Genomic DNA, 26,269 nt, shown 5'->3' with positions numbered 1-26,269 from the left:
TCCGTCTGGAAAAGTCAGGCTGAAAGAAGGGTTTTAAGCGTATCGATGGAAATGGCCTCGACCGTGGAGACCTTGCCGGTTCCAGCGTTGAAGCCTGATGTTGTTGTTGCGGCGCAGAGCGAATTGAGGATCGCCTCTTCGGTCGCCTCTATCGCAGCTTCGAACAGTGGCGAGATCGCATCGTTCGAAAGCTCGGGAAAATCCGCCACGGCCTTGCGGCGTGCGGGTGTTTTGCGAAGCCGCTCGTTGGTCGAAAATGCCAGCGCGTAATCGCCGGAACCATTGCTCAGTGCCGCGCCGGTGCGCGAGAGGCCGCCGAAGCTCCTAGCGGCCAAGCGCTTCAAATTGCGCGACGACAGCGGCGCATCGGTTGCGATGATGATGACAATCGAGCCGTCCTTGTCCTTGTGCTCCGGGCTCACATAGGGTTTGCCGCAGACGAGAAGATGGCCGCCATAATTGGACTGCACGAGAACGCCGAGCGTATAGGCCTCCCCCGCGACGGTGACGATGCGGGATGCGGTTCCGATGCCGCCCTTCATGCCGAAAGCCACCGTGCCTGTCCCGGCTCCAACGCCGCCCTCGGCCACCGGGCCTGTGGCAGCGTTTTTCAGCGCTGCCGAAATTTCCTCGACGGTCGGGCGTCCAGCGCGGATGTCGTTGAGGCGGGAATCGTTGGTCTCTCCGACGACCGCATTGATCGACACCACTTTTTCGTTACCCGGCTGCGCCAGTGTGTGGCGGTTGATCGTCTCGATTGCCCGGCCGGTTGCAAGCGTATTGGTGAGGATGACAGGCGTTTCGAGTTCGCCGAGTTCCTCGATCTGGGTCGAGCCTGCAAACTTGCCGAAACCATTATAGACGGCGAAGGCGGCGGGCACCTTGTCCTGAAAAAGATTGCCGCCATGCGGCAGGATCGCGGTTGCGCCGGTGCGGATCGTGTCGCCTTCGATGACGGTCGAATGGCCGATCGTCACGCCTTCGACATCGGTGATGGCATTGAGCGGGCCGGTCTCGAAATGGCCGGGCGGCAAGCCGATATCGCGCAGTCTCGGGCGGGTCGTCTGATGCATCGGGCGATCACTTTTGCGGAATGCAGGCTCAAGGTGAAACAAGCGCGGCTTGCGAAAAGCTTTGCTCTGACTTGACGTTAGCCTAGTTCGCCGGGAAACGGCATCGCAAAAATGGAATAGTTTTATGCGGGCAATGGATGCGCTCAGGAGGCGCGTAGCGCCGGTCCCCGTTCACGCTCCCGCTCCAGCCATTGCCGCATGGCTTCCTCGGTCTCTTCGCGTGTGGGCGCCCCGATGCGACCACCGAAGACGGTGCATTTCAGTGCAGCCGCAACGGAGGAGAGCCGGATGGCCGCGCGGCTTTCCATGCCTTCGGCCATCGCCAGCGCAAAGGTGCCGTGGAAAATGTCGCCTGCCGCCAGCGTATCCACCGCCTTGACCTGAATCGTTTCCTGAAAATGGACAGTGGGATCGCCAGCTTCCGTCCACCAGCAGCCTGCCGGTCCGGCGGTGACGGCGATGAAGGTTTGCGGGTGGCGGGCGTGCAGCACCGGCAGCATGTTCTCTACCGTCTCAAGCCCCGTCAGCCGGGCGGCGGCGGGTTCGGAAAAAACGATGTGGGTTGCGGCGGGTGCGAGCTTTTCGAGGGTTTCGACCGGCGCGACGTCGCCGTCGAGAATGGCGTGTTTGCCGAGCGCGCGTGCCACATCAAGAACATCGAGCGCCAGTTCCGGCCAGCGCACATCCACCAGCACGGCGTCGTAAGCGGCGAGGTCCGCTGATGTGCAGGAGCGCTTCTTCTCATGCAGCCTGTGATCATAAAAAGGCACGATCAGCCTTTCACCGCGATCATCGATAATGATCGTGGAGAGTGCCGAGCGTGCGCCGGCGGCGACTGTCATGCCTGTGGTGTCTATACCGCTTTCGGCGAGATCGCGCAGGATACGGGTTCCGGTCTCGTCGTCGCCCACCGCACCCCAGAGGCTGGCGCGCCCGCCCATGCGGTGCACCGCATAGGCTGCGCTGGATGCCATGCCCTCGGCGATCTGCAACATTTCGTAGGGCAGGACCTTGCCTTCGCCCTTTGGCATGTCATGGACGCGAAACAGGGTGTCGAGCACGGCTGCACCCACGCACAGCACATGTTTGCGGCTCTCGTGTTGGCTGTCCATGCCCGTCACCCTATGTCTTTGTCTTACGCAATTTTACTCGGCATGCGCGTTAGATGCGCTTGCCGGTTGCCTTGTCGAAAAGGTGAACCATTTCCGGGTCGATGGCGATATGGATCGTATCGCCGAACCTCACGTCCAGCCGCTCGCGGAACAGGCAGGCAATCTCGTCGCCCTTGCAGTTCAGCTTGGCATAGATTTCCGAGCCGGTGCCTTCGACCAGTTCGACCCGGCCTTCGATACCGCCGCTTGCTGCACGGATATGTTCCGGGCGCACGCCGTAGACGAGGTCGCGGCCGCCCAGTGCGGCAATGTCGCTGTTGGCGGGCAGGGGAAGGCTTAAGCCCTTCACGGTGCGGAACACGCCTTCTTCGACGCGTCCACGAATGAAGTTCATCGCAGGCGAACCGATGAAACCGGCAACAAAGAGGTTGGCCGGGCGGTCGTAAAGCTCGAGCGGCGCGCCGATCTGCTCGATCACGCCGTCATGCAGCACCACGATCTTGTCGGCCATGGTCATGGCTTCCACCTGGTCGTGGGTGACGTAGATGGTGGTGGTGCCGATGCGCTGGTGCATGGCCTTGATCTCGCCGCGCATCTGCACGCGCAGCTTGGCGTCGAGGTTTGACAGCGGTTCGTCAAACAGGAAGACCTGCGGATCGCGCACCAGCGCGCGTCCCATGGCCACACGCTGGCGCTGGCCGCCGGAAAGCTGGCGCGGATAACGGTCGAGCAGCTTGTCCAGTCCCAGAATGGCGGCAGCCTTATCGACCTTGGCCTTGGTTTCGTCGGCGCTCACCTTCTTCAGCTTCAGCGCGAAGCCCATATTATCCTTCACCGTCATGTGCGGATAAAGGGCGTAGTTCTGGAAGACCATGGCGATATCGCGGTCGCGGGCGGGCAGGTTGCTCACCTCACGCGCGCCGATGTGGATTTCGCCGTCGCTGACTTCTTCCAGGCCCGCAATCATGCGCAGCAGGGTGGATTTGCCGCAGCCGGAAGGGCCGACCAGCACGACGAATTCGCCATCCTTGATATCGATATCGATGCCGTGGATGATGTTGACTGCGCCGAAGCGCTTCTGGACGTTTAGAATATTGACCGGTGCCATGTTTTTGGTTCCCGTATTTTTAATTGGTTGATTCAGCCGCCCTTGACGGCGCCGGCGGTCAGGCCCGCCACGATCTGTTTCTGCGCGAACATGGTGAGCAGCAGCACCGGCAGCGTCACGATCAGCGCGGCTGCGGCAAGCGGTCCCCAGCTCACCTGTTCGAAGGACAGCATGTTGTAGACCGCCACCGGCAGGGTGCGCGTTTCACGGCTGGCCAGCACGATGCCGAAGACGAAGTTGTTCCACGAGAAGATGACCGCCAGAATGAAGGAAACGACGATGCCGGGCTTGGCAATCGGCAACGCCACCAGCCGGAACACCTGCCAGGAGGATGCGCCATCGATGCTTGCCGCTTCTTCCAGTTCCTTCGGCGTGGTTTCGAAATAACCGATCATGATCCAGACCACGATCGGAACCGTCACCACGAGATGGATGATGATCTGCGGCCAGAGCGTGCCGAGCAGGTTCAGCCATTGGAACAGGAGGAATAGCGGAATGAGGAAGGAGAGGCCGGGCGTCATGCGCGCGATCATGATGACGACAGCCGACTTTTCCGCCTTCAGCCGGGCGATGCCGTAACCGGCAGGCACGCCGATCACCAGCGCCAGAATAGTGGCCGCACCGGTGACGAGCACCGAATTCCAGAAATAGAGGAAGAAATTATTCTCCTCGAACACCTTCACATAGTTCGACCATGCGAAGCGTTCGGGGATGAGGATCGGCGGATAGGCGCCGTTGTCGATTTCATATTTCAGCGATAGCGAAATCATCCAGATGAAGAACAGGATGACAGGCGAAATCATCACCAGCGCCACGAAAAACAGGCCGATGCGGTCGAGGTTTTTACGTTTGAGCAATTGGCGAGCCATCAGCGATCCTCCATCTCGTTCCATTGCGCACGCTGGCGCACCATCAAAAGCACAAAGGACAGCGCTACGATGATGATGAAGAAGACGACGGCCATGGCCGAGCCGTAACCGATGTCGTAGTAGGAAAACGCCGTGTTGTAGAGGTAGATGTTGATGGTTTCCGAGGCCGTGCCAGGGCCGCCCTGCGTCATCGCGTAGATGATGTCGAAGCTTTTGACGGCATCGATGGAACGGATGATGACGGCGATCATCAGGAACGGCGCGATCATCGGCATGGTCAGGTAACGAAACTTCTGCCAAGCGTTGGCACCGTCGATTTCGGCGCTCTCATAGGGTTCGCGGGGTACTGCAGCCAGTCCGCCGAGCACGATCAGCATGACGAGCGGCGTCCACTGCCAGGTTTCCACCAGCACCAGCGAGGGGATGACGGTGGACTGGTTGTAGATCCATTCCAGCGGTCCGATATGGATGAAGGACAAGAGATAGTTCAGAACGCCGAGCTGCGGGTGGAACATCATGGTCCAGACGAGCGCGATGGCGACCGGGGTCGCCATCATCGGCATCACGAACACGCCGCGCAGAAAACCGCGCAGCGGAAACTGCGCATCGAAAACCAGCGCCGCCAACGTTCCCAGAAACAGCGGAGCGACGACCGACAGCACGGTATAGATGAGGGTGTGCCAGAGCGATTCCCAGAACCTCACGTCGCTTGCGAGCCTTATATAGTTATCGAAACCGATAAAGCTCTGCTCCTGTCCGAGCGTCCAGCGATGCACGCTCATCCACAGGGTGAAGACCCACGGAAAAACGATCACCGCCGAGATGACGACAAGTGCCGGTATGACGAAAGGCCAGTAGTTGGGAGCAAGCCTTGCGGGCCTGCTCCCTTCTTTCCGGCTGACGCCTGTTTTGGTGTTTTCGATGCTCACGGAGACCATTATCCCTCGCTACGCGCCAGAACGGGTGCGAACTGTTCCGTCGCTTTTTTCAGCTCAGCTGCCGGGTCGGCGCCGCCGATCATGTTGGTGAGGCCGACGCCGTAGATGTCGCGGAATTCCGTGACCGGAATGATGACCGGCAGGGCAAGCTGCGAGACCTTGCCAGAACCGACGACCGCATCCAGCCAGGCGGCCGGCATCTTCACGCCCTCACGCACCTTCTGGTCTTCGAGGATGGACTGGCGGAACGGGACGCCTGCACCCGCCTGCAACAGGCGCGCGCCCATGTCGTGCGAGATCGCCCATTGGCAGAAGAGGTAGGCCGCTTCCTTCTTGCTGCTGGCTTCGACGACACCAAGGCCATCGCCAAAGGTGCCGGCCGCCTGTACTGCCGGGCCCTTCGGCATGACACCGTAACCGACCTTGCCGACAACGCGGGATTTTTCCGGGTTTTCGATCGGCGGTGCAAAACCGACGCCATCGAACCACATGCCGATCTTGCCCTGAAGGAAGGCAGACTGCGCTTCGGCCCAGTTGAAGCCGGAAACGCCGGGAGGGGCGGCTTTGGTCATCAAGCGTTGATAGAGTTTCGCGGCCTCGACCGCTTCCTTGGATTCGGTGTCGACCTTTCCGTCCGCGCCGATCGGCTTTGCGCCGTAACCCAGCATCAACGAAGTCCAGACCGGGGTATTGGCGTTCTTCAGGCCGCGGGCGACGAAACCGTAGGTGTTGGTTGCGGGATCGGTGATCTTTTCCGCTGCCGTCACCAGTTCCTCGAAGGTCTCAGGGTATTTCAGGCCCTTGGCTTCGAAGAGTTCCTTGTTCCAGTAGACGATCCAGTAATCCACCGAGAATGGCAGCGAGCGCAGCACGCCGTCGCTATCCTTGGCAAACAGCATGCCGGCTTCGGCAAAATCCTTTTCGACGAGGGAAGGATCGGTCAGCGACGGGTCCTTCAGGAAGCCGCTGATATCGGCCAGCCACTTGCCCTTTTCGAACTGTCGCTTCTGCACGTGGTAGCTCAGATGAACGACGTCGAAGCTCGGCTTGCCGGAGGAAAGCTCGATTACCACCTTCTGGCGCTGCTGCTGTTCAGGCGTTGCTTCGGCATTGACCTTGATGCCGGTCAGTTCCTCGAATTCGCCCAGATATTTGATCAGCGTTTCGCTGCGCGGGCTTTTGACCAGGTTGACTTCAAGCGTGGTGCCGGCGTGTTTTTTCCAGTTCACCGCCGCCGATGCGGGGCGGATGCCGAGCACCGCGCTGCCACCGATCGCTGCCGTGCCTGCCAGAAAGGCGCGACGCGTCGGGTTGAGCAATGAATGCGTCATGTCAGTTCTCCTCCAGTTAGCCGGAAATTCTCCTCACCTCCGGCTTGTTGCTTATTTTCATGCAATTCCGGCCAGGACCTTTCTTCTGCCCTACCGGAATTGCCCTATACTGCCAGCGCCCTGTCCCTTGCGTTGCGGATATGGGCGGTCAGCCGCTCCACGGCGTCTTCGACGGATCGCTTCTCAATGGCTTCGAGAATGGCGAGGTGTTCTTTCATCACCGATTTGACATGGCCTGCGATGCGAAAGCGCTCCTGATTGATGAGGCGCATCTTGATGGAATTGACCCTGTAGGCGTTCGAGATGATCGAGTTGCCGAGACTATCGATGAAGGCGTCGTGCATGCCCCAGTCCACCTGCTGCGCGTGCTGGTCCAGCTCCGGCGATTCCCCACCGTTTTCCGTCGCCTCGACGATATCGCGGTGCTGTTTCAACAGCTTGGCGATGGTCTCGTCCGAGGCCGAACGCGTAAAGAGCGCCACGGCCTCCTTCTCGAGAAAGATCCGGAACTGGAACGCCTCGCGGATGAGGTTGATGTCGATATGGGCGACCTGCAATCCCCGCTGCGGCACGGTCTTGATCAGACCTTCCGCCTCCAGCCGTGGAATTGCTTCCCGGATCGCGCCCAGCGGCAGACCCGTCAATTCCACGAGGCGGCGTTGCGAGATGAATTGTCCAGGGCGAACGTCGCGCGAGAGAAGGTGATGCGTAAAGCTTTCATACGCCCGTTCCCGCAATGTCTGTTCGCCGGTATCGTCCATGCTCAACCTTTCAAGGTCTGTTCAGGCGGCCTGTTTGCGAAACAGCGCGTCGAATGCGCCTTCGATCTGCCGCCGGCCCTCCGGTGAAATGGCAACGAGCGGCGCGCGCACGTCAGACCAGATATTTTCCCCTGTCGTGTGTGATACCAGCACCTTGACGGCGGGCGTAACCGGAAATTTCAGAAGTTCCACAACAAGATCGACGATGCGCGCATCGTCCTTGCCGTCAACGGCCATGGCGCGGACTTCCTGCGTCAGGAAATTGGCAACGCCGGAGATGGCTCCCTGACCGCCCAGGCGAACGCCCTTGGCCAGATCACGCTCATCGCCGATCAGAATTGCGAGATCGCCGTGTTCTTTCAGCAGGCGCTCTGTGTGGCTCCAGTTGCCTGAGGAGTCCTTCACGCCGGTGACGATGCCCGGAAACGCTTGTCTCAGCCGCCCCACCAGTTCGACCGACAGTGTTACCATGGTCACGGAAGGGATGTTATAGACGAGAATGTCGCGCGCGCCCTTGCCGATCTTTTCGAAAACCGCCGAGAACCAGGCAAACAGGCCGTCATCGCTGACATTCTTGAAATAGGATGGTGGGGCCAGAAGAATATTGCGGGCACCTGCGTTCAGGGCCTCGGCAGATTGGTCGGCCGCATCTTCGATGGAATCCACGAGAACGCCGGTGACCAGACGGGAAGGCGCAATGCCTGCCTCAATGAAGCGGGAGAGAATGAACTGCCGTTCGCGGCTGCCGACGGAGCATCCCTCGCCGGTGGTGCCGAAGAGTGTCACGCTGTCGCAACCATTTGCAAGGCAACGGCGGGCATGCGCGATCATGGCGTCTGTATCGACGGTTCCGTCAGTTTTGAAAGGGGTCGTCAGTGCTGCCGAAAGGCCGAATTTCTGGGTCAATTAAGATGCTCCTCCAAGGTGGCTGCAGATTGATGGCACACTGACATGTTAGTTGTAAAGCGGTAATTACAGAATGATTGTTCGGGAGGCTGGAACGGGGGGAATTGGCTTCTAAAGCTGCCTCAGGATCTGTGTTGCGCCCGGTGGGGGCATGGAATGTTTACACCGGTTTACGCGAATGCCATTTTTTAGCGATGCACAGGAAAAATGCTAAAATAAATTTGACTGTTTAAGTAAAGATTTTTATCAGGCAATCTGAATATGGGATAAAGGGAAGCGTCATGACCATTGTCGAGCCATCAGCGCCTGTGGAAGAGATCGAGCAGAGCCGCGTGAAGCGCCTGAGGGCTGCCACGCGTGGCGCGCATGGTGGTCTCGATACTTTCATCATGGCAGCGAAGCCGTTCGAGAGCCGGGAGAACTTCGGCAAATTCGTGGAAACGCAATATCTTTTCCATCGGGACCTCGATGCGTTTTTCTCCAATGAAACGCTTGATGGCCTGCTGCCTGATCTTAAGGGTCGTCGCCGTCTCTCCATGATAGAGCAGGACCTTGCCGATCTGGGACACGCCATTCCTGAAACAAACGAGCCGCGCTTTACCAGCGAAACGCCGTTCGATCTACCTGAGGCCATGGGCTGGCTTTATGTGGTCGAAGGCTCGAACCTCGGCGCGGCCTTCCTTCTTAAAGATGCAGCCAGGCTTGGCCTCACCGAAGAATTCGGCGCGCGCCATCTGGCCGGTGCTCCGGAAGGGCGCGGCCTGCATTGGCGTACCTTTACGGCCGCGCTCGATGAAATTTCGCTGACCATCGAAGAAGAGGAGCGGGTCGTCGCCGGCGCCGAAGCCGCCTTCAGGGCCGTGCATGCCTACGCGCAGCAACGCCTCGGTTGAAGTTTTGGCATAGCTTGTCGCTGGTTGTCTTCACAGCGCTTGAAATGCCTCGTTGCACATTCGTGCTGACCTCGTCTTAGCATCCTCACGCCGTCACCCCGGGCTTGGTCCGGGGTCTAGTGCGATCAAGTGCTTGATCGCGTGGAGCTCTATTCGCGGCGCGGACGGGCCGCGGCTGGATACAGGATCAAGTCCGGCGTGACGGAGGAGTGGTTTTCGGCTGTCGTGCAACGCTTCAGAACCACTGTGAGAGCCGCTCATTTCCCGCACATTGCGTTCGATATTTGCCGAATAAACAGGCATATTAATTTACCAAATGATAAAAATTTTATCTTTTGGTAAAAAGAAATTGGCCTCCAAAAAATTATCCAATTGATAAAATTATTTTTTTTCGTCTGGCACGGAACCTGCTACTCTTTCTTCAAATCAGGAAAACGCCTGATGCCAAAAAAGGGAACAGCAAGATGGAAGTTGGTGTTTTTATACCGATCGGGAATAATGGGTGGCTCCTTTCCGAGAACGCGCCGCAATACAAGCCAAGCTTCGACCTGAACAAGGAAATCACGCTGAAGGCGGAAAAGTACGGCTTCGATTTCGCGCTGTCGATGATCAAGCTGCGCGGCTTTGGCGGCAAGACCGAGTTCTGGGACTATAATCTGGAATCCTTCACCCTGATGGCGGGCCTCGCCGCCGTGACCTCCAAGATCAAGCTGTTCGGCACTGCCGCCACGCTGGTCATGCCGCCGGCCATCGTTGCGCGCATGGCGACGACGATCGATTCCATTTCCGGCGGGCGTTTCGGCATCAACCTGATTACCGGCTGGCAGCGTCCTGAATATAGCCAGATGGGGCTTTGGCCGGGCGACGATTATTTCGGTGATCGCTATGAATATCTCGGCGAATATACCTCCGTGCTGAAAGAGTTGCTGACGGAAGGGCAGTCGGACTTCAAGGGCAAGTTCTTCCAGATGGATGATTGCCGCATGAAGCCGGTGCCGCAGGGGGATGTGAAGCTCATCTGCGCCGGTTCCTCCAATTCCGGCATGGCGTTCTCTGCCAAATTCGCCGATTACAGCTTCTGCTTCGGCGTCGGCGTCAATACGCCAAAGGCTTTTGCACCCACCAATGAGCGACTTCTGGCGGCAACGGAAAAGTCTGGTCGCGAGGTTAAATCCGTCGTGCTGACCATGATCCTCGCGGAAGAAAAATCCGAGGATGCCTGGGCGAAGTGGGAGCATTACAAGGCGGGCGCGGATGAGGACGCGATCAAGTGGCTCGGCCTGCAGAGTTCTGTCGACACCAAGTCCGGCTCTGATACCAATGTCCGGCACATGTCCAATCCCGTCTCGGCGGTCAACATCAACATGGGAACGCTGATTGGCTCCTATGAGGAAGTAGCGGCGATGCTGGATGAAATGAGCGAAGTGCCGGGAACGGGCGGCGTGATGCTGACCTTTGACGATTTTCTCGAAGGCGTCGAAAAATTCGGCAAATATGTACAACCGCTGATGAAGAGCCGCCAGCATGTGCTGGCCGAACTGGAGGCAGCGGAATGAGTGAAGCCGTCGTGGCGGGTTACAAGGGGCCGGAAAGCCGTTCGGAAAGTGTCACACTTCCCGCAAGGCCGGAGCCGATTACCCTCAAGCCCAGCGAGACCGCCGTTGTCGTGGTCGACATGCAGAACGCCTATTCGACCGAGGGCGGTTATGTCGATCTTGCCGGGTTCGATATTTCCGGCGCCAAGGGCACCATCGCCAACATCAAGAAGACGCTGGATGCAGCGCGGGCGGCAGGTGTTCAGGTCATTTATTTTCAGAATGGCTGGGACAAGGATTATGTCGAGGCCGGTGGGCCGGGTTCGCCCAACTGGCACAAGTCCAACGCGCTGAAAACAATGCGCAAAAGGCCTGAATTGCAGGGCCAGCTGTTGGCCAAGGGCACATGGGACTATGCCATCGTTGATGAGTTGCAGCCGCAGCCCGGCGATATCTTGGTGCCGAAGACGCGTTATAGCGGCTTCTTTAACACCAATATGGACAGCGTTCTGCGTGCCCGCGGCATCCGCAATCTGGTGTTCGTCGGCATCGCCACCAATGTCTGCGTCGAAAGCTCGCTGCGCGACGCTTTCCATCTCGAATATTTCGGGGTGATGCTGGAGGATGCCACGCATCATCTGGGCCCGGACTACATCCAGCAGGCGACGGTCTATAATGTCGAGAAATTTTTCGGCTGGGTGGCGACCGTCAATGATTTCTGCGGCGTCATCTCGCAGGCCGCACCCGTCAGGGATTGATCCCCAAACACAAAGAGGAGAATGAAATGCCGAAGAAGATCGTCGTGCCTGCCGGTACAAGCAAACCCATCGCCCCTTTTTCGCCGGGAACCCTTGCCGATGGCGTGGTTTACGTTTCCGGTACGCTGCCGTTCGACAAGGACAATAATGTCGTGCATGTGGGCGATGCCAGCGCCCAGACACGCCATGTTCTGGAAACCATCAAATCCGTTATTGAGACCGCCGGCGGCACGATGGAGGACGTGACGATGAACCACATCTTCATCACCGACTGGGCGAATTACCAGGCCGTGAACACGGTCTATGCCGAATATTTCCCCGGCGACAAGCCCGCGCGTTATTGCATCCAGTGCGGCCTCGTAAAGCCTGATGCACTGGTGGAAATCGCCACCGTCGCACATATCGGCAAGTAAGGCGAAACGGCAAAATGATGCATTTCGAGGTTCATGGCCGGGCCGAGCCTGAGGCGCCCACTATCCTGCTGTCATCGGGGCTGGGTGGATCGGGCGCTTATTGGGCGCCGCAGATCGAGGCCCTTTCCAGCCATTTCCGGATCGTTACCTATGACCATCACGGAACTGGCCGGACCGGCGGCGAGGTGCCGGCAGATGGCGGCATATCGGCGATGGCCGATGATGTGCTGGAGATCGTCTCGGCCCTGAACCTCGAAAAATTTCACTTCATGGGCCATGCGCTTGGCGGTCTGATCGGACTTGATATCGCGCTTCGCAAGCCCGGCCTCATCGACAGGCTTGTTCTTATCAATGCCTGGAGCAAGGCCGATCCGCATTCCGGGCGCTGCTTCGATGTGCGGATCGAGCTTCTGGAAAAATCCGGTGTCGAGGCTTTCGTGAAAGCCCAGCCGCTGTTTCTTTATCCGGCGGCCTGGATGTCAGAGCATCAGGAGCGGCTGGCACGTGACGATGCGCATGGCGTCGCGCATTTTCAGGGCAGGGCGAATGTGCTTCGGCGCATCGCGGCGCTCCGGGCATTTGATATCGACGCGCGCCTCGGCGAGATCGGCAATCCGGTTCTGGTAGTGGCGACCAAGGACGATCTTCTGGTGCCCTATACCCGGTCGCTGCGTCTTGTGGAGGGTTTGCCGCAAAGCGAGCTTTGCCTTCTCGATTTCGGAGCGCATGCGGTCAATATCACCGATTCTGACCTTTTCAACGCGCGGCTTTTGCAGTTTCTGCTACCGGCAACACAAACATTCTGACGGGATTTGAGAGTAAAATGACGAGAGCATTGGACGACGCTGCATTGGCAACACTTTTCACCGAGGCACGCACCCACAATGGCTGGACGGACAAGCCAATCGGGGATGAGACGCTGACAGCGCTTTATGACCTGACGAAGATGGGGCCGACTTCGGCCAATTGCTCGCCGGCGCGTTTCGTGTTCGTGCGCAGCCCGGAAGCCAAGGAAAAATTGAGGCCAGCGCTTTCTTCGGGCAATCTGGAAAAGACCATGGCAGCACCCGTCACGGTCATCGCTGCCATCGACAGCGAATTTTACGAGAAGCTGCCGGTGCTGTTTCCCCATGCCGATGCGCGTTCCTGGTTCACCTCCAGTGCGGCGATGGCCGAGGAAACGGCATTCCGCAATGCCACGCTGCAAGCCGGTTATCTCATTCTTGCCGCCCGCGCGCTCGGGCTTGATACCGGAGCCATGTCCGGTTTCGACAAGGGCAAGGTGGATGCCGCATTTTTTGCGGGTACGACATGGAAATCCAATTTCCTCATCAATCTTGGTTACGGCGATCCGTCGAAGCTGTTCGGCCGCCTGCCGCGACTTGCGTTCGAAGACGCCTGTGTTCTGGCTTGAGGGCCTGTTAAGGAAGGATGGTTTAGATGCGGATGATGTCTCTTGAAAAGGAAGCGGAAATGGAGACGAAGACTGCACAGGAACGCAGCCTCGATTATAGAAACGCCATGGCGCGGCTCGGTGCGGCAGTCAACATCGTCACCACGGACGGTGCGGCAGGCCGTGCGGGATTTGCAGCGACGGCCGTTTGCAGCGTTTCCGACAATCCGCCCACGCTTCTCGTCTGCCTCAACCGCGGCTCTTCCGCTTATAATGTGGTGAAGGGCAATGGCGTCATCTGCGTCAACACGCTTGCTTCCAAGCACGAGGTACTAAGCACCCTGTTCGGCGGCAAGACACCGGCGGAAGAACGTTTCGCTGCCGGAAGCTGGGGCGTGCTCGAAACCGGCGCGCCTGTTCTGGAAGACGCACTGGTCTCCTTCGATTGCCGCATTCGCGAGGCACATGATGGCGGCACGCACGATATCCTGATCTGCGATGTCGTCGATATGAAGATCAATGAGGGCGACGAAGCACTGATGTATTTCAACCGGCGTTACCGGGTGCTTTGAGAGCGGTCTCTGGGGCCGGTTTACCCTTAACTCACGATCAGCTATTTGCGCGCCGTCATCCTCGGGCTTGTCCCGAGGATCTGCAACCGGGACAAGCCCGAGGATGACGGCGGAGCTTTCTTTTCACGTCAGTAAGAAGGCGCTCCCGGAAACCGGAAACGCCCTTTTCATTACTTGATCAGCGGCAAAAGATCGTTGATCGACTTCTTCGCATCGCCGTAGAACATGCGGGTGTTGTCCTTGTAGAACAGCGGGTTCTCGATGCCGGAATAGCCCGTGCCCTGGCCGCGCTTGGAAACGATGACCAGTTTGGATTTCCATACTTCCAGAACCGGCATGCCGGCGATGGGCGAGTTGGGATCGTCCTGTGCCGCCGGGTTGACGATGTCGTTGGAGCCGATGACGATGACGACGTCGGTATTGGGGAAATCGTCGTTGATCTCGTCCATTTCCAGCACGATGTCGTAGGGCACCTTTGCTTCGGCGAGCAGCACGTTCATGTGGCCGGGAAGACGACCCGCAACCGGGTGGATGGCGAAACGCACGGTCTTGCCGTCGGCGCGCAGCTTGCGGGTCAGTTCGGAAACGGCCTGTTGCGCCTGTGCCACCGCCATGCCGTAACCGGGCACGATGATGACGCTGTCAGCGTCGTTCAGCGCTGATGCCACGCCTTCGGCATCGATTGCCACCTGCTCGCCCTCGATTTCCATCGCCGGACCCGTCGTGCCGCCGAAGCCGCCGAGGATGACCGAGATGAAGGAGCGGTTCATGGCCTTGCACATGATGTAGGACAGGATCGCACCCGAGGAGCCGACAAGCGCACCGGTAACGATCAGGAGATCGTTGCCGAGCGTGAAGCCGATGGCGGCCGCCGCCCAGCCGGAATAGCTGTTCAGCATCGAGACGACGACAGGCATATCTGCGCCGCCGATACCCATGATCAGGTGATAGCCGATGAAGAAGGCGGCAAGCGTCATCAGCACCAGCGTCCATGCGCCAGCACCGTTGCAATACATGATGAGCAGGACGAGCGACAGGATCGCGGCACCGGCATTGAGGACGTGTCCGCCCGGAAGCTTCTTCGCCTTGCCGTCCACCTTGCCGGCAAGCTTGCCGAAGGCGACGACGGAACCGGTGAAGGTGACGGCGCCGATGAAGACGCCGAGGAAGACCTCGACCTTCATGATTGCCAGTTCTACCGGCGTCTTGTGGGCGAGGAGGGCGGAAAAGCCTGTCAACAGGGAACGCGCCGTCTCATCGAGCGAGGCGACATGCGCTTCCTCGATATGGGCGTTGAAGCCGATGAAGACGGCGGCCAGACCGACAAAGGAGTGAAGTGCTGCAACAAGCTGCGGCATCTCGGTCATCTGCACGCGGTTTGCGACGAAGTAGCCGAGAACGGCGCCACCCGCCAGCATCAGAAGTACGATGAACCAGTTGCCGACATCAGGTCCGAAGACCGTGGCGACAATGGCAAGACCCATGCCTGTTATGCCGTACCAGACGGCGCGCTTGGCGCTTTCCTGCCCGGAAAGACCACCGAGAGAGAGGATGAATAGAACGGCTGCGGCAACATAGGCCGCGGAAACGATACCAATGGTCATTATGTGTCCCCTACACGGCTCAGGACTTCTGGAACATGGCGAGCATGCGCCGTGTCACGAGGAAACCGCCGACGATGTTGATCGTCGCGATCAGGACGGAAAGTGAGGCAAGGATCACCACCAGCCAGTTGCCGGAACCGATCTGCAGCAGCGCGCCGATAATGACGATGCCGGAAATCGCGTTCGTCACCGCCATCAGCGGCGTGTGCAGCGAGTGGCTGACATTCCAGATGACGGAGAAGCCGATAAAGCAGGCGAGCACGAAGACGATGAAATGGCTCATGAAGCTTGCCGGCGCGTAAAGGCCGACGAGAAGCAGGGCCGCCGTACCGATGACGAGCAGACCGACCTGGCTTTTCGTCTGCGCCTTGAACTCGGCCCGTTCCTTGGCGTGCTTTTCCTCAGGCGTAAGCTCTTTTGCTCGTTCCTTGGGTTTCTGCGCGGCGATGGCCTGGATCTTCGGTGGCGGTGGCGGAAAGGTGATGTCGCCCTGATAGGTGACGGTCGCACCGCGGATGACGTCGTCTTCCATGTTGTGAACGACCTTCCCGTCCTTTGCGGGCGTCAGATCGGTCATCATGTGACGGATGTTGGTGGAATAGAGCGTTGAGGCCTGCGTGGCCATGCGGCTCGGGAAATCCGTATAGCCGATGACGATGACGCCATTGTCGGAGACGACGCGCTGGTCGGGCACCGTGAGATCGCAATTGCCGCCGCGCTCGGCGGCGAGGTCGATGATGACCGAACCCGGCTTCATTGCCGCTACCATGTCGGCCAGCCACAGCTTCGGGGCGTCACGGCCGGGGATCAGCGCCGTGGTGATGACGATATCGATCTGCGGTGCCAGCTCGCGGAATTTCTCAAGCTGCTTTTCGCGGAATTCCGGCGACGAGGGGGCGGCGTAACCGCCGGTCGCTGCGCCATCCTGGCTCTGGTCGGCGAAATCGAGATAGACGAATTCGGCGCCCATGGATTCGATCTGTTCGGCCACTTCCGGGCGCACGTCGAAGGCATAGGTAATGGCGCCAAGCGAGGTTGCCGTGCCGATGGCGGCAAGACCGGCAACGCCGGCACCGATGACCAGCACCTTGGCGGGCGGCACCTTGCCGGCGGCGGTTACCTGGCCGGTGAAGAAGCGGCCGAAATTATTGCCGGCCTCGATGACGGCGCGATAGCCGGCGATGTTGGCCATGGAGGACAGCGCGTCCATTTTCTGGGCGCGGGAAATGCGCGGCACCATGTCCATGGCGATGACATTTGCGCCCTTTTCCTTCGCCTGCTCCAGAAGGTCCTTGTTCTGTGCGGGATAGAAGAACGAGATCAGCGTCTTGTCCGAAGACAGGCGATCAATCTCCGACGTTTCCGGCGGACGAACCTTGGCGATGATGTCGGCACCGGTATAAAGCGCATCGGCGCTATCGACGATGGTGACACCGGCTGCGCGATAGGCGTCGTCGGAAAATCCCGCCGCCTTGCCCGCGCCTGTTTCGAGGATGCAATCATATCCGAGTTTCTGCAGGCCTTGCGCGCTGTCGGGCGTCATGCCGACGCGCGCCTCGCCATCATATAATTCCTTAGGCGTCCCGATTTTCAAAATGGCTCTCCCTTTTCCGCACGATACGGCGTCATAGCCTATTTCGAGCGTTTTTGTCTTGTTTTTGGCGGTTTCTACCTGCGGCGGATTGACAGCCTGCGAAAGGCCAGTTCGGGCACTGGCGGTACTGCGGCAATAAAAAACCCGGCGCGTCAGCGCCGGGTCTCTATCGTCGGGAGCGAAACCGCTCACTCCATGGTGTGGATGTCGCGATCCTTGGTTTCCGGCAGGAACAGCAGGCCGATGACCAGCGTGATGCCTGCGAAAACGATCGGGTACCAGAGGCCGTAATAGATATCGCCCTTCGCCGCGCTCATCGCAAAAGCGGTGGCGGGCAGCAGGCCGCCGAACCAGCCGTTGCCGATATGGTAGGGCAGCGACATGCCGGAGTAGCGGATGCGGGTCGGGAACAGTTCGACCAGCAGGGCCGCAATCGGGCCGTAGACCATCGTCACGTAGATCACGAGGACGGTCAGGACCGCGATGATGACGACCCAGTTCACGGCAGCCGGATCGGCGACCATGGCGAAGGTACCACCACCGGCAATGCTGTAGACGGCCATTTCCGCCGCTCCGGCGGTCTCGGCCGGCGTCAGCAACTTGTCGGCCACCAGCTTGTCGGTCGCCACCATCTTCTTGTCGGCTGCGCGAACGGCTTCCGCATTGAGGTTGAGTTCCGGGTTGGCGGCAATGAAGGCATCCAGTTTTGCGTCCGGCACCTGTGCTACGCCGCGCACCAGCGGGTAGCCGCCGTCATGCAGCGCGATGTTGACCTGTTTCTGGAAGGCCCTGTCTTTTGCGGCAGCATCCGCGCCGGCTGCGATGGCGTCGTAGCTCGCAATGGTGGCGTCGCCGATCTTGACGCTTGCCGGCGTTCCAGCCGCTCCAGCAACGACGTCATAGGGAACGGAGTTGCGTGTCAGGAACGAGGTGGCGATATCGCAGGATGTGGTGAATTTCGCCGTACCTGTCGGGTTGAACTGGAATTTGCAGTCGCCCGGAGCAGCGGTCACGGTTGCGCGAACGCTGGCCTGCGCTTGCGCCAGTGCCGGGTTGCCCGCCCATGTGAGCGCCTTGAACAGCGGGAAGTAGGTCAGCATCGCGAGAACGAGACCCGCCATGATGATCGGCTTGCGGCCGATCTTGTCGGAAAGCCAGCCGAAGAGCACGAAGAAGCCCGTGCCGAGGATGAGGGCCGCCGCGACCATGATGTTGGCCGACTGGCCGTCCACCTTCAGAATGCTCTGCAGGAAGAAGAGTGCATAGAACTGGCCCGTATACCAGACGACGGCCTGACCGATGACGGCGCCGACGAGGGCAAGCAGGGCGATCTTTGCGTTTTTCCACTGGCCGAAGGCTTCGCTGAGCGGTGCCTTGGAGGTCTTGCCTTCTTCTTTCATCTTCTTGAAGGCAGGAGATTCGTTCATTTTCAGACGAATCCAGACCGATACGCCAAGCAGCAGAACCGAAACGAGGAAGGGAATACGCCAGCCCCAAGCGGCGAAGGCTTCCTTGCCGAGTGCGAACTGCACGCCGAGAATGACCATCAGCGACAGGAAGAGGCCGAGCGTCGCCGTCGTCTGGATCCATGAGGTGTAATAGCCTCTGCGACCGTTGGGCGCGTGTTCGGCCACATAAGTTGCAGCACCGCCATATTCGCCGCCAAGCGCCAGACCCTGAAGCATGCGCAGGATGATCAGGATGATCGGGGCTGCGATGCCGATCTGCGATGCACCGGGCAGGACGCCGACGAGGAATGTCGAAACGCCCATGATGAGAATGGTGATCAGGAAGGTGTATTTACGGCCGACAATGTCGCCGAGACGCCCGAACACCAGGGCGCCGAAGGGGCGCACGAGGAAGCCGGCGGCAAATGCCAGAAGCGCGAAGATGTTACGTGTCGTTTCCGGATATTGGCTGAAGAAGTTCGCGCCGATATAGATCGCGAGCGAGCCGTACAGATAAAAATCGTACCATTCGAAGACTGTTCCGAGAGAAGAGGCGAAAATCACCTTCTTCTCCTCACCCGTCATGGGACGGGCGGCGCCGCTCACGGCTGCTACGTTTGCCATTGTCTGTCCTCCACAGATGTCAAATGAGCGCATTGCAGAGCCCTGTCTCTCCTCCGGACTCCCCCGTAAGGGTGCAATGCGCGTAATGTTAGAGTGACAGAAAATTAACCCCAATGAGAGCGATGCTTTCGGATTATGACTTTAGTCTAATGCATAACGTGCAAAAATGTCGCGAGGTGGCATTTGCGCTCATGCGCCGGGTCGCTCGCAACGTGCCTTTTTTCTTGACACGAACACCAAACCTTCTAATAGCTTCTCGCGAAGAAGGAGCATCACCTTGCGCAGGCATGTTGCAGACATGATTGTCATGGAAGGACCGGCACAATCCGCCGGCGATGATCCGCGTCTTTCTTATTCTATCCGAATTACGGCCAAAACGACGATTAAAACCGTCTGACGTCTCTGGCCACCGCTCTCTCCCCGGTTTGGCTGGGGATCGAGGAAGCCGCAATGCGATGCGGGTTCCCCACCTCACCCAAAAGAGGAGAGACAGAAAGAGAGCTTGATCATGGGTTTCAAAGTTGCAATTGTAGGCGCCACCGGCAATGTCGGTCGCGAAATGCTCAACATCCTGGCCGAACGTGGTTTTCCCGCAGATGAAGTCGTGCCGCTCGCTTCCTCCCGCTCGCAGGGCACGGAAGTCTCCTATGGCGACCGCACGCTGAAGGTTTCCAACCTCGAAAACTACGATTTTTCCGACACGGATATTTGCCTGATGTCGGCCGGCGGCGAGATTTCCAAGAAGTGGTCGCCGAAGATCGGCCAGCAGGGTTGCGTCGTCATCGATAACTCGTCCGCATGGCGCTACGACCAGGACGTTCCGCTGATCGTTCCGGAAGTCAATGCCGACGCGATCTCGGGCTTCACCCGCAAGAACATCATCGCCAATCCGAATTGCTCCACGGCCCAGCTCGTTGTCGCGCTGAAGCCGCTGCATGACTTTGCCAAGATCAAGCGCGTCGTTGTCTCCACCTACCAGTCCGTTTCCGGCGCTGGCAAGGAAGGCATGGACGAACTGTTCCAGCAGACACGCGCCGTCTTCGTGGCCGATCCGGTCGAAACGAAGAAGTTCACCAAGCGCATCGCCTTCAACGTCATCCCGCATATCGACGTCTTCATGGAAGACGGCTATACCAAGGAAGAATGGAAGGTTCTGGCCGAAACCAAGAAGATGCTCGATCCGAAGATCAAGGTAACCTGCACGGCCGTGCGCGTTCCTGTTTTCATCGGTCATTCGGAATCGGTCAACATCGAGTTCGAAAACGAGATCACCGCCGATCAGGCGCGTGATATCCTGCGCGAAGCGCCGGGTTGCCTCGTGATCGACAAGCATGAAGATGGCGGCTACATCACCCCGGTTGAATCCGCTGGCGAGGATGCGACCTATATTTCGCGTATCCGTGAGGATGCGACGGTTGAAAACGGCCTCAACATCTGGGTTGTTTCGGACAATCTGCGCAAGGGCGCTGCCCTCAATGCCATCCAGATCGCCGAACTCCTGGTCAATCGTGGTCTCATCAAGCCCCGCAAGGCGGCGGCTTGATACGATTTTTTAAGGTTCGTTAAGTATAACCCGTCTGTTCTGTGTGGGGCAGGCGGGTTTTCCAATTGGCTATCATCACGGCCAGTTTATTTGCAGGCCTTGCTGCCAAAAGGCAATTTAGGCGGCCAAAAAGCAATTTGGCACCCGAGCCCATACAGCAGCGACGTTTTGGTTCTCGGGATAAATTCCCCAAAGGATATCGAAGGCAGATTTTGATGCGGGCAATGAAGGCAATTCTGGCTGGTGTGGCCATGGTCTCGGTTTTGGCGGCGACGCCGGTTGTGGCTGCGCAATGCGGCAACACTTCGGCAGGGTTCGACGCCTGGGTCGGTGCCTTCAAGCAGGAAGCGGCGAGCCGCGGTGTCAGCGCCTCGGTGCTTGATCGTGCCTTCTCCGGCGTCTCCTACAATCAGCCGACCATCCGCGCCGATCGCGGCCAGCACAGCTTCAAGCTGTCCTTCGACCAGTTCATGCAGAAGCGTGGCGGCCAGACGATCATCTCGCGCGGCAAGACCATGAAGAAGAACAATGCGGCTCTCTTCGCCTCGATTGAAAAGGCCTATGGTGTGCCGGCCGGCCCGCTGCTCGCCATCTGGGGCATGGAAACCGGATTTGGCGGCTTCATGGGCAACCAGCACACGCTGTCCGCCGTGGCGACGCTTTCTTTCGACTGCCGCCGTTCGGATTATTTTACCGAGCAGCTTTATGCGGCCCTGAAGCTCGTCGGCAGCGGATCGCTGAACGTTAACGCCAAGGGTGCTGCCCATGGCGAAATCGGCCAGACGCAGTTCCTGCCGTTGAACGTTGTGCGCTACGGCGTGGATTTCGACCGCGACGGACGCATCGATCTCGTCGGTTCGCGCGCCGATGCGCTGGCCTCCACGGCCAACTTCCTTGTCGGCCACGGCTGGCAGCGCGGTGCGGGTTATCAGCAGGGGCAGACGAATTACGCGGCCATTCAGGGCTGGAACGCTGCAAGCGTTTATCAGCAGGCGATTGCGTTTATCGGCAAGGCGATTGACGGCCAATAAGGCCGCTTTATCCCAATTGGAACGTCCACTTCCGTGATGCCGGACTAGTTCCGGCATCCAGTCACGGCGCGTCTGCGCCGTGAAAACAATACTAAGCAATCAAAGACTTGATCGCGCTTGGCCCCGGATCACGTCCGGGGTGACGAAGCTTTGAGAAGGTTTCGACAATCACAGGTCCGGGCGGCGAAAGTCGCCCGTTTTGCCGTCCATCACCCACAATTCGCCGGTCGAGATATCGAACCAGGCACCATGCAGCTTCACCTTGCCAGCGGTTTCCTGCGCCTTGACGAAGGGGAAGCCGCGCAGGTTGGCGATGGAGTTGCGAATGGAAACGCGCTCCAGCGCCGTCTGGCGCTCGGAAGCGGTCATGACGTCGTTGCTCTGGATCTGCTCGGCGGCGGATTTCACCATGTTCAATCCATTTGCCGATGAAGTCGCCGGGTGACAGAGGTTCAAGATTGGGGTCGAGTGCGGCCTGAATGCCGCCGCAGCGGCCATGGCCCATGACGACGATGTCCTTCACCTTCAGAACCTGCACGGCATATTCGATGGCGGCTGATGTGGCGTGGTACTGACCGTCAGGCTCAAAGGGCGGCACCATGTTGGCGACGTTCCGCACGACGAAAAGTTCTCCCGGTCCGCAGTCGAAAATCGTTTCCGGCGCCGAACGGGAGTCACAACAGGCAATGAACAGGGTCTGCGGTTTCTGTCCGGTATCAGCCAGAACGCGGTATCTTTCGCGCTCGTCGGCATAGCGGCCGCTCATGAAGTTCTTGTAGCCGTTGAGAAGGTTTTCCGGAAAATCTTTCATCTATCGCAGTACCGTTGTGCTTGGACCAAGATCAAGAGAAGAACTCGGTGCGTTGAAGACCAATCCTTTAGCCGCTATTTGCGCTTGCTGCGCGAAGGATGCAAGAGATGGCGCATCTGCACCATCGCCATGGGTGTGGAGAGACTTGAAGAATCCGTCTCCAGCGTCAATTCGTTCATGTCGCGTTTTTTGGTTCGCGCCAGAATTTCGAACACGCTGGCGGTGGCCAGTTGCAGCGCCTTCTCGTCGTCCATGCCTTCCAGCAGCCGGGCAAGGAACAGCGCCGCCATCAGGTCGCCGAGACCGTTCGGTGCGTTTTCTATGGCGCGGTGTTCCGCCATCAGCGCGTGCCGGCCGCTCAAATAGAGATTTCCCGTGCCGCCCGCCATCATCGACACGGCTGAGGTGACCAGCATTTTCGGCGGGCCGAGTGCGAGCGCGGCATCCATGATGGCATTGTTGGTCTCAAGCTCGGCACCGCTCATCCAGGCCAGTTCATAACGGTTTGGCGTGGCGACGGTGGCAAGCGGAATGAGGTGATCGCGGATGGCTTCGGCAGTCTCAAGGGGAATGTAGAGTCCGCCCAGATCGCCCATGACCGGGTCACAGGCATAAATCAGCGACGGGTTCTTTTCCTTGAGATTGCGGATCAGCCTTGCGACGGAGCGCACCTGCGCCGCGCTGCCGAAATAACCGGTCAGGACAGCCTTGACCTCGCCGATCCATTTGGCGTTTTCGAGGTCGGTCATGGCCTTGTCGAAGTCGTCGTCCTGAAAGCGCATCCGGGTGGACGGGCCATGGCCGGGGTGCCAGGGCAAAACGATTGTGGGTACCGCCCATACCGGATAGCCAAGGGTCTCCAGCGCGAAGACTGCGGCACGGTTGCCGACCGATCCACGCATGACGTGGCTGGAAATGACGATGACGGCGCCCTGGGTATTTTCCTGCATCACGGCCTTCTTGCTTTCAAACGCCACAGAAGCCCGCAAGTGCCCCTGCTCACAGATCAAGATGCGCTCTCATGACATATCGCATCGTCACTTTCCACCGTTAATCCCGCAAGGGTCTATCCCGTAAAATGATGGGCGTCCGGTCTTCTTGGCCTTTCCGGTGCCGGTCCGGTATTGCGGGATCGGCGAACTGCCCTACCTTTTTGTTTACGCATCGGGTTTTCCCAAAACTGCGGTACACTTTTCGGCACGATGCCCTATAGTTGCATCATGCTCGATCTCGTCATCGCCTATTGGCCTCATATCCTTGCCGCTCTTTCCATTTTGATGGGAACCGTGGCGGCCGTACATGCCACGATGACGAAGGAAGAGGTCCGCTCCGCGCTTGGCTGGGTGGGCGTCATCGTTCTGTCGCCGATCGTCGGTGCAGTCATTTATGCGATTGCCGGCATCAACCGGATTCGCCGGTCCAGTATCAGGCAGCAGCGGTCTTTCATGCAGGACGAGATCATGGATCGCGTGGCGCGCCTGGATGCGAGCGGCGAGGTGATTGCCGCGCGGTTCGGACGCCGTTTCGAGGCGATGAAGACGCTCGGCGACCGGGTGACGCGCCACGCACTGACGACCGGTAACCGCATCGAGCCGCTTGTCACCGGCGACGCGGCCTATGCCGCCATGCTTGAAGCGATAGGCGAGGCGAAGCGGTCGATCATCCTCGAAACATATATTTTCGACAATGACAGGATCGGTGCGCGTTTTGTCGCGGCGCTGGAAAGGGCGAAGTTCCGGGGCGTGGAGGTGCGGGTGCTGGTGGATGCGGTGGGCGCGCGTTATTCCGTGCCGAGCATCCTGCCGACGCTCCGGGAAAAAGGCATCGTTGCCGATGTGTTCAACGGCAATGTCATCATGGGGCTGCGGCTGCCCTATGCGAATTTGCGCACCCACCGCAAGATCCTGGTAGTGGACGGGCGCCTCGCCTTTAGCGGCGGCATGAATATCCGCGAGGGCTTCACCCTTGAATTCGGCGGCGAAAAACAGGCGCACGACACTCATTTCAAGATCAGCGGGCCGGTTGTCTCTGATTTTTTCTCCATTGCGGCGGAGGACTGGAGGTTCACGACGGGGGAGCTTCTGCACACGCCGGTCTGGGATATCGCCATTCCCGATGGTGTGCCGGGTTCACAGATCGTTGCGCGCGTTTCCTCCTCGGGGCCGGATAAGAGCATAGAGACCAATCACAAGATGCTGATGGGGGCGTTTTCCGTCGCCCGCTCCTCCATTCTCGTCATGTCGCCCTATTTTCTCCCCGATCGGGAGCTTATTTCAGCGCTCATTACCGCAGCGAGGCGGGGAGTCGTGGTGGATATCATCGTGCCGCAAAGCAACAATCTGGTGCTTGTGGACAGGGCGATGACGGCGCAATTCGACCAGATGTTGAAGAATTACTGCCGCATCTGGCGGGCGACAGGGCCCTTCAATCACTCCAAGCTTCTGGTGATCGACGAGCGCTGGAGCTACATCGGTTCTTCCAACCTGGACCCTCGTTCATTGCGGCTGAACTTCGAAGTCGATCTGGAAGTTATGGATGAGGAATTCGCCGCGACCATCGGAAACCGCATCCGGGAAGCACGGGCAACCGCTTTACCCGTGCGACTGAGCGAACTGAATGCGCGGCCATTCGTTGTCCGTTTTGTGGAGCGCGTCCTGTGGCTCGCTTCGCCGTATCTTTAGAGCGCCATGCGTCGGAAACGCTCTAAAACTTTTAATTTGCGCATCGGAGGCGTCGCAGCGTGAAGAAAAACAGTTTGCTGGAGCGTGGAAAAACGGCACTGGCGAAAAACAGCAGCCTGCCCGCCTTCGTCATGCAGTCGCTGCGCGACCGCCACCAACGGAAGAATGCCGGGCAGGTGGAGAGAGATCACTCCTTTCCGGTCATCGCGTCCTACAACGTCCATAAATGCGTCGGCCGCGACCGCAGGTTCGATCCTGATCGCACCAGCCGCGTTATTCAGGAAATCGGCGCGGATATCATCGCGCTACAAGAGGCGGACAGCCGTTTCGGCGAGCGCACGGGCCTGCTCGATCTTGCCCGGCTGGAGCGGGAAAGCGGGCTTGTCCCCGTGCCTGTTCTGGCGGGTGTGAAGGCGCATGGATGGCACGGTAATGTCCTGTTGTTCAAGGAAGGTGCGGTGCGGGATGTTCATACGCTGAAATTGCCGGGGCTGGAGCCGCGCGGCGCGCTGGTGGTGGAACTGGATTTGAAAAGCGGTGGCGCACTGCGAATAATCGCCGCGCATTTCGGTCTTTTGAGGCATTCCCGTGCCCAGCAGGCGAAGGCGCTTATCGGTCTTCTGGAAGCGCGAAACGAATGCGCGACCATCCTCATGGGAGACCTGAACGAATGGCGTCTCGGCAATGGCTCGTCGCTCAATACTCTGAGGGATGCATTCGGCGCCCTGCCGCCAGCAGTGCCCAGTTTTCCATCCAACCTGCCGGTGCTTGCGCTCGACAGGATCATCGCCAACCGCGAAGGGCTGATCGAGCAGGTGGAAGCGCATGACAGTGCGCTGGCGCGCATTGCCTCGGACCACCTGCCGCTGAAAGCCGCGATAAGGACCGATCTGCTTCCAACCTGATCCTGTGGCAGCATCGGATACGGCGACAGACTTCAGAGCCGCTGCGCTACCGTCAGATGGCTGCGCGAACGGGCCTCCAGCAGCGATGTGCGGATGGCTTCCATCAGCCGTTCACGGTTGTTTCTGGTCTTGCATCTGTCCAGATTCTGCGCGGCAAGCGCCAGATCCAGACCTTCATCCATTACTATCGAATAGGCAATGGTTGTCGCCCAGTTTTCGTATTCCTGCTCCATCATGTCACCCCTGAACTAAATCATTTAGCCCGAATCACCCTGTTCTTGAAATTACCACAAAATGGAAAGCATAAAATAGCGTTGTTCCTTTACGTATCTGCTGCCTTATGCGGATATAGTGTATTCGTTATTT

At 58.9% G+C, this 26,269-nt stretch carries 24 protein-coding genes and 1 pseudogene; 11 read left to right on the top strand and 14 right to left on the bottom strand.

Translation table 11 applies throughout. The features are described 5' to 3' along the window. Nucleotides 1-14 precede the first annotated feature (14 nt). From QE432_RS11470 to QE432_RS11435, 8 genes are all read right to left on the bottom strand, one after another. Nucleotides 15-1,073 carry a P1 family peptidase gene (locus tag QE432_RS11470; protein ID WP_111790583.1) on the bottom strand — a complete coding sequence of 353 codons (1,059 nt, stop codon included), beginning with the start codon at nucleotides 1,071-1,073 and terminating at the stop codon, nucleotides 15-17. Nucleotides 1,074-1,216: 143 nt separating this feature from the next. Beyond that, the gene (locus QE432_RS11465; RefSeq protein ID WP_111790584.1) at nucleotides 1,217-2,185 is read right to left on the bottom strand and encodes a sugar kinase; all 969 of its coding nucleotides are present in this window, start codon (nucleotides 2,183-2,185) and stop codon (nucleotides 1,217-1,219) included. A 49-nt stretch (nucleotides 2,186-2,234) separates the two neighbouring features. Further along, a complete protein-coding gene (locus QE432_RS11460; RefSeq protein WP_013636780.1) occupies nucleotides 2,235-3,293 on the bottom strand; it encodes an ABC transporter ATP-binding protein in 1,059 nt (352 codons plus the stop codon). A gap of 32 nt (nucleotides 3,294-3,325) precedes the next feature. Next, nucleotides 3,326-4,162 carry a carbohydrate ABC transporter permease gene (locus QE432_RS11455; RefSeq protein ID WP_003504003.1) on the bottom strand — a complete coding sequence of 279 codons (837 nt, stop codon included), beginning with the start codon at nucleotides 4,160-4,162 and terminating at the stop codon, nucleotides 3,326-3,328. Beyond that, nucleotides 4,162-5,100: a carbohydrate ABC transporter permease gene (locus QE432_RS11450; protein WP_111795904.1), complete on the bottom strand. Its 939-nt coding sequence runs from the start codon at nucleotides 5,098-5,100 to the stop codon at nucleotides 4,162-4,164. The genes QE432_RS11455 and QE432_RS11450 overlap by 1 nt, the downstream gene beginning before the upstream one ends. After that, nucleotides 5,100-6,431, bottom strand: coding sequence for an ABC transporter substrate-binding protein (locus QE432_RS11445; protein WP_003514099.1), 1,332 nt, complete (start codon nucleotides 6,429-6,431; stop codon nucleotides 5,100-5,102). Before QE432_RS11445 ends, QE432_RS11450 begins: the two co-directional genes overlap by 1 nt. Before the next feature lie 104 nt (nucleotides 6,432-6,535). Then, complete coding sequence (locus tag QE432_RS11440; protein ID WP_003504009.1) at nucleotides 6,536-7,192, bottom strand: GntR family transcriptional regulator; 657 nt, start codon at nucleotides 7,190-7,192, stop codon at nucleotides 6,536-6,538. Between the two features lie 21 nt (nucleotides 7,193-7,213). Beyond that, a complete protein-coding gene (locus QE432_RS11435) occupies nucleotides 7,214-8,098 on the bottom strand; it encodes a dihydrodipicolinate synthase family protein (RefSeq protein WP_111783468.1) in 885 nt (294 codons plus the stop codon). A 281-nt stretch (nucleotides 8,099-8,379) separates the two neighbouring features. Between QE432_RS11435 and QE432_RS11430 the strand changes: the two genes are divergently transcribed. The 7 genes from QE432_RS11430 to rutF all read left to right on the top strand — a co-directional run bounded on the left by QE432_RS11430 (nucleotide 8,380) and on the right by rutF (nucleotide 13,662). Next, nucleotides 8,380-8,991, top strand: a complete 612-nt coding sequence (locus tag QE432_RS11430; protein ID WP_112154327.1) for a biliverdin-producing heme oxygenase — start codon at nucleotides 8,380-8,382, stop codon at nucleotides 8,989-8,991. Nucleotides 8,992-9,455: 464 nt separating this feature from the next. Further along, nucleotides 9,456-10,547: a pyrimidine utilization protein A gene (gene rutA, locus QE432_RS11425; RefSeq protein ID WP_003504013.1), complete on the top strand. Its 1,092-nt coding sequence runs from the start codon at nucleotides 9,456-9,458 to the stop codon at nucleotides 10,545-10,547. Further along, the gene (gene rutB / locus QE432_RS11420; RefSeq protein WP_003514094.1) at nucleotides 10,544-11,284 is read left to right on the top strand and encodes a pyrimidine utilization protein B; all 741 of its coding nucleotides are present in this window, start codon (nucleotides 10,544-10,546) and stop codon (nucleotides 11,282-11,284) included. Before rutA ends, rutB begins: the two co-directional genes overlap by 4 nt. A 26-nt stretch (nucleotides 11,285-11,310) precedes the next feature. Further along, nucleotides 11,311-11,697 carry a pyrimidine utilization protein C gene (gene rutC, locus QE432_RS11415; protein WP_003492069.1) on the top strand — a complete coding sequence of 129 codons (387 nt, stop codon included), beginning with the start codon at nucleotides 11,311-11,313 and terminating at the stop codon, nucleotides 11,695-11,697. A 14-nt stretch (nucleotides 11,698-11,711) separates the two neighbouring features. Then, a complete protein-coding gene (gene rutD, locus QE432_RS11410; RefSeq protein WP_162763604.1) occupies nucleotides 11,712-12,503 on the top strand; it encodes a pyrimidine utilization protein D in 792 nt (263 codons plus the stop codon). A gap of 17 nt (nucleotides 12,504-12,520) precedes the next feature. After that, entirely contained in the window at nucleotides 12,521-13,111 is a 591-nt protein-coding gene (locus tag QE432_RS11405) for a malonic semialdehyde reductase (RefSeq protein WP_003514089.1), read from the top strand. Nucleotides 13,112-13,137: 26 nt separating this feature from the next. After that, on the top strand, nucleotides 13,138-13,662 hold the full coding sequence (gene rutF, locus QE432_RS11400) for an NADH-dependent FMN reductase RutF (protein ID WP_013636774.1): 525 nt from the start codon (nucleotides 13,138-13,140) through the stop codon (nucleotides 13,660-13,662). A 170-nt stretch (nucleotides 13,663-13,832) separates the two neighbouring features. Here the strand turns inward: rutF and QE432_RS11395 are convergent, their stop codons facing one another. The 3 genes from QE432_RS11395 to QE432_RS11385 form a co-directional block, all read right to left on the bottom strand. Beyond that, entirely contained in the window at nucleotides 13,833-15,266 is a 1,434-nt protein-coding gene (locus tag QE432_RS11395; protein WP_003514086.1) for an NAD(P)(+) transhydrogenase (Re/Si-specific) subunit beta, read from the bottom strand. A gap of 19 nt (nucleotides 15,267-15,285) precedes the next feature. Beyond that, entirely contained in the window at nucleotides 15,286-16,860 is a 1,575-nt protein-coding gene (locus tag QE432_RS11390) for a Re/Si-specific NAD(P)(+) transhydrogenase subunit alpha (protein WP_003514084.1), read from the bottom strand. 188 nt (nucleotides 16,861-17,048) lie between these two features. Then, complete coding sequence (locus tag QE432_RS11385) at nucleotides 17,049-18,932, bottom strand: MFS transporter (protein WP_003514082.1); 1,884 nt, start codon at nucleotides 18,930-18,932, stop codon at nucleotides 17,049-17,051. A 508-nt stretch (nucleotides 18,933-19,440) separates the two neighbouring features. Here QE432_RS11385 and QE432_RS11380 point away from each other — a divergent pair. Then, nucleotides 19,441-20,475: an aspartate-semialdehyde dehydrogenase gene (locus tag QE432_RS11380; RefSeq protein WP_003514078.1), complete on the top strand. Its 1,035-nt coding sequence runs from the start codon at nucleotides 19,441-19,443 to the stop codon at nucleotides 20,473-20,475. A 215-nt stretch (nucleotides 20,476-20,690) separates the two neighbouring features. Then, on the top strand, nucleotides 20,691-21,506 hold the full coding sequence (locus QE432_RS11375) for a lytic murein transglycosylase (protein ID WP_003514072.1): 816 nt from the start codon (nucleotides 20,691-20,693) through the stop codon (nucleotides 21,504-21,506). A gap of 168 nt (nucleotides 21,507-21,674) precedes the next feature. Here the strand turns inward: QE432_RS11375 and QE432_RS11370 are convergent. Next, nucleotides 21,675-22,317, bottom strand: a pseudogene (locus QE432_RS11370) (carbonic anhydrase). Between the two features lie 74 nt (nucleotides 22,318-22,391). Next, complete coding sequence (gene pdxY / locus QE432_RS11365; RefSeq protein WP_306624294.1) at nucleotides 22,392-23,267, bottom strand: pyridoxal kinase PdxY; 876 nt, start codon at nucleotides 23,265-23,267, stop codon at nucleotides 22,392-22,394. A gap of 270 nt (nucleotides 23,268-23,537) precedes the next feature. Here pdxY and QE432_RS11360 point away from each other — a divergent pair, with 270 nt between their 5' ends. Further along, nucleotides 23,538-24,998 carry a phospholipase D-like domain-containing protein gene (locus QE432_RS11360; protein WP_025594389.1) on the top strand — a complete coding sequence of 487 codons (1,461 nt, stop codon included), beginning with the start codon at nucleotides 23,538-23,540 and terminating at the stop codon, nucleotides 24,996-24,998. Nucleotides 24,999-25,057: 59 nt separating this feature from the next. Beyond that, a complete protein-coding gene (locus tag QE432_RS11355) occupies nucleotides 25,058-25,903 on the top strand; it encodes an endonuclease/exonuclease/phosphatase family protein (protein ID WP_013636769.1) in 846 nt (281 codons plus the stop codon). Nucleotides 25,904-25,935: 32 nt separating this feature from the next. On the opposite strand, the gene QE432_RS11350 is transcribed toward QE432_RS11355, so the two are convergent. After that, a complete protein-coding gene (locus QE432_RS11350) occupies nucleotides 25,936-26,139 on the bottom strand; it encodes a hypothetical protein (protein ID WP_306624292.1) in 204 nt (67 codons plus the stop codon). Between the last annotated feature and the right edge of the window lie 130 nt (nucleotides 26,140-26,269).

The sequence above is a fragment of the Agrobacterium sp. SORGH_AS_0745 genome (assembly GCF_030818995.1).
Taxonomy (GTDB): Bacteria; Pseudomonadota; Alphaproteobacteria; order Rhizobiales; family Rhizobiaceae; genus Agrobacterium; species Agrobacterium tumefaciens.
This window is presented reverse-complemented; position numbering and strand designations above follow the sequence as displayed.

Coding starts and splice junctions, on each gene's coding strand:
- QE432_RS11440 (WP_003504009.1), bottom strand. CDS start 7,192: ATGGACGATACCGGCGAACAGACATTGCGGGAACGGGCGTATGAAAGC.
- QE432_RS11460 (WP_013636780.1), bottom strand. CDS start 3,293: ATGGCACCGGTCAATATTCTAAACGTCCAGAAGCGCTTCGGCGCAGTC.
- QE432_RS11385 (WP_003514082.1), bottom strand. CDS start 18,932: ATGGCAAACGTAGCAGCCGTGAGCGGCGCCGCCCGTCCCATGACGGGT.
- QE432_RS11360 (WP_025594389.1), top strand. CDS start 23,538: ATGCTCGATCTCGTCATCGCCTATTGGCCTCATATCCTTGCCGCTCTT.
- rutF (WP_013636774.1), top strand. CDS start 13,138: ATGCGGATGATGTCTCTTGAAAAGGAAGCGGAAATGGAGACGAAGACT.
- QE432_RS11445 (WP_003514099.1), bottom strand. CDS start 6,431: ATGACGCATTCATTGCTCAACCCGACGCGTCGCGCCTTTCTGGCAGGC.
- rutD (WP_162763604.1), top strand. CDS start 11,712: ATGATGCATTTCGAGGTTCATGGCCGGGCCGAGCCTGAGGCGCCCACT.
- QE432_RS11380 (WP_003514078.1), top strand. CDS start 19,441: ATGGGTTTCAAAGTTGCAATTGTAGGCGCCACCGGCAATGTCGGTCGC.
- QE432_RS11375 (WP_003514072.1), top strand. CDS start 20,691: ATGCGGGCAATGAAGGCAATTCTGGCTGGTGTGGCCATGGTCTCGGTT.
- rutC (WP_003492069.1), top strand. CDS start 11,311: ATGCCGAAGAAGATCGTCGTGCCTGCCGGTACAAGCAAACCCATCGCC.
- QE432_RS11430 (WP_112154327.1), top strand. CDS start 8,380: ATGACCATTGTCGAGCCATCAGCGCCTGTGGAAGAGATCGAGCAGAGC.
- pdxY (WP_306624294.1), bottom strand. CDS start 23,267: ATGCAGGAAAATACCCAGGGCGCCGTCATCGTCATTTCCAGCCACGTC.
- QE432_RS11450 (WP_111795904.1), bottom strand. CDS start 5,100: ATGGTCTCCGTGAGCATCGAAAACACCAAAACAGGCGTCAGCCGGAAA.
- rutA (WP_003504013.1), top strand. CDS start 9,456: ATGGAAGTTGGTGTTTTTATACCGATCGGGAATAATGGGTGGCTCCTT.
- QE432_RS11470 (WP_111790583.1), bottom strand. CDS start 1,073: ATGCATCAGACGACCCGCCCGAGACTGCGCGATATCGGCTTGCCGCCC.
- QE432_RS11395 (WP_003514086.1), bottom strand. CDS start 15,266: ATGACCATTGGTATCGTTTCCGCGGCCTATGTTGCCGCAGCCGTTCTA.
- QE432_RS11350 (WP_306624292.1), bottom strand. CDS start 26,139: ATGATGGAGCAGGAATACGAAAACTGGGCGACAACCATTGCCTATTCG.
- QE432_RS11405 (WP_003514089.1), top strand. CDS start 12,521: ATGACGAGAGCATTGGACGACGCTGCATTGGCAACACTTTTCACCGAG.
- QE432_RS11465 (WP_111790584.1), bottom strand. CDS start 2,185: ATGGACAGCCAACACGAGAGCCGCAAACATGTGCTGTGCGTGGGTGCA.
- rutB (WP_003514094.1), top strand. CDS start 10,544: ATGAGTGAAGCCGTCGTGGCGGGTTACAAGGGGCCGGAAAGCCGTTCG.
- QE432_RS11455 (WP_003504003.1), bottom strand. CDS start 4,162: ATGGCTCGCCAATTGCTCAAACGTAAAAACCTCGACCGCATCGGCCTG.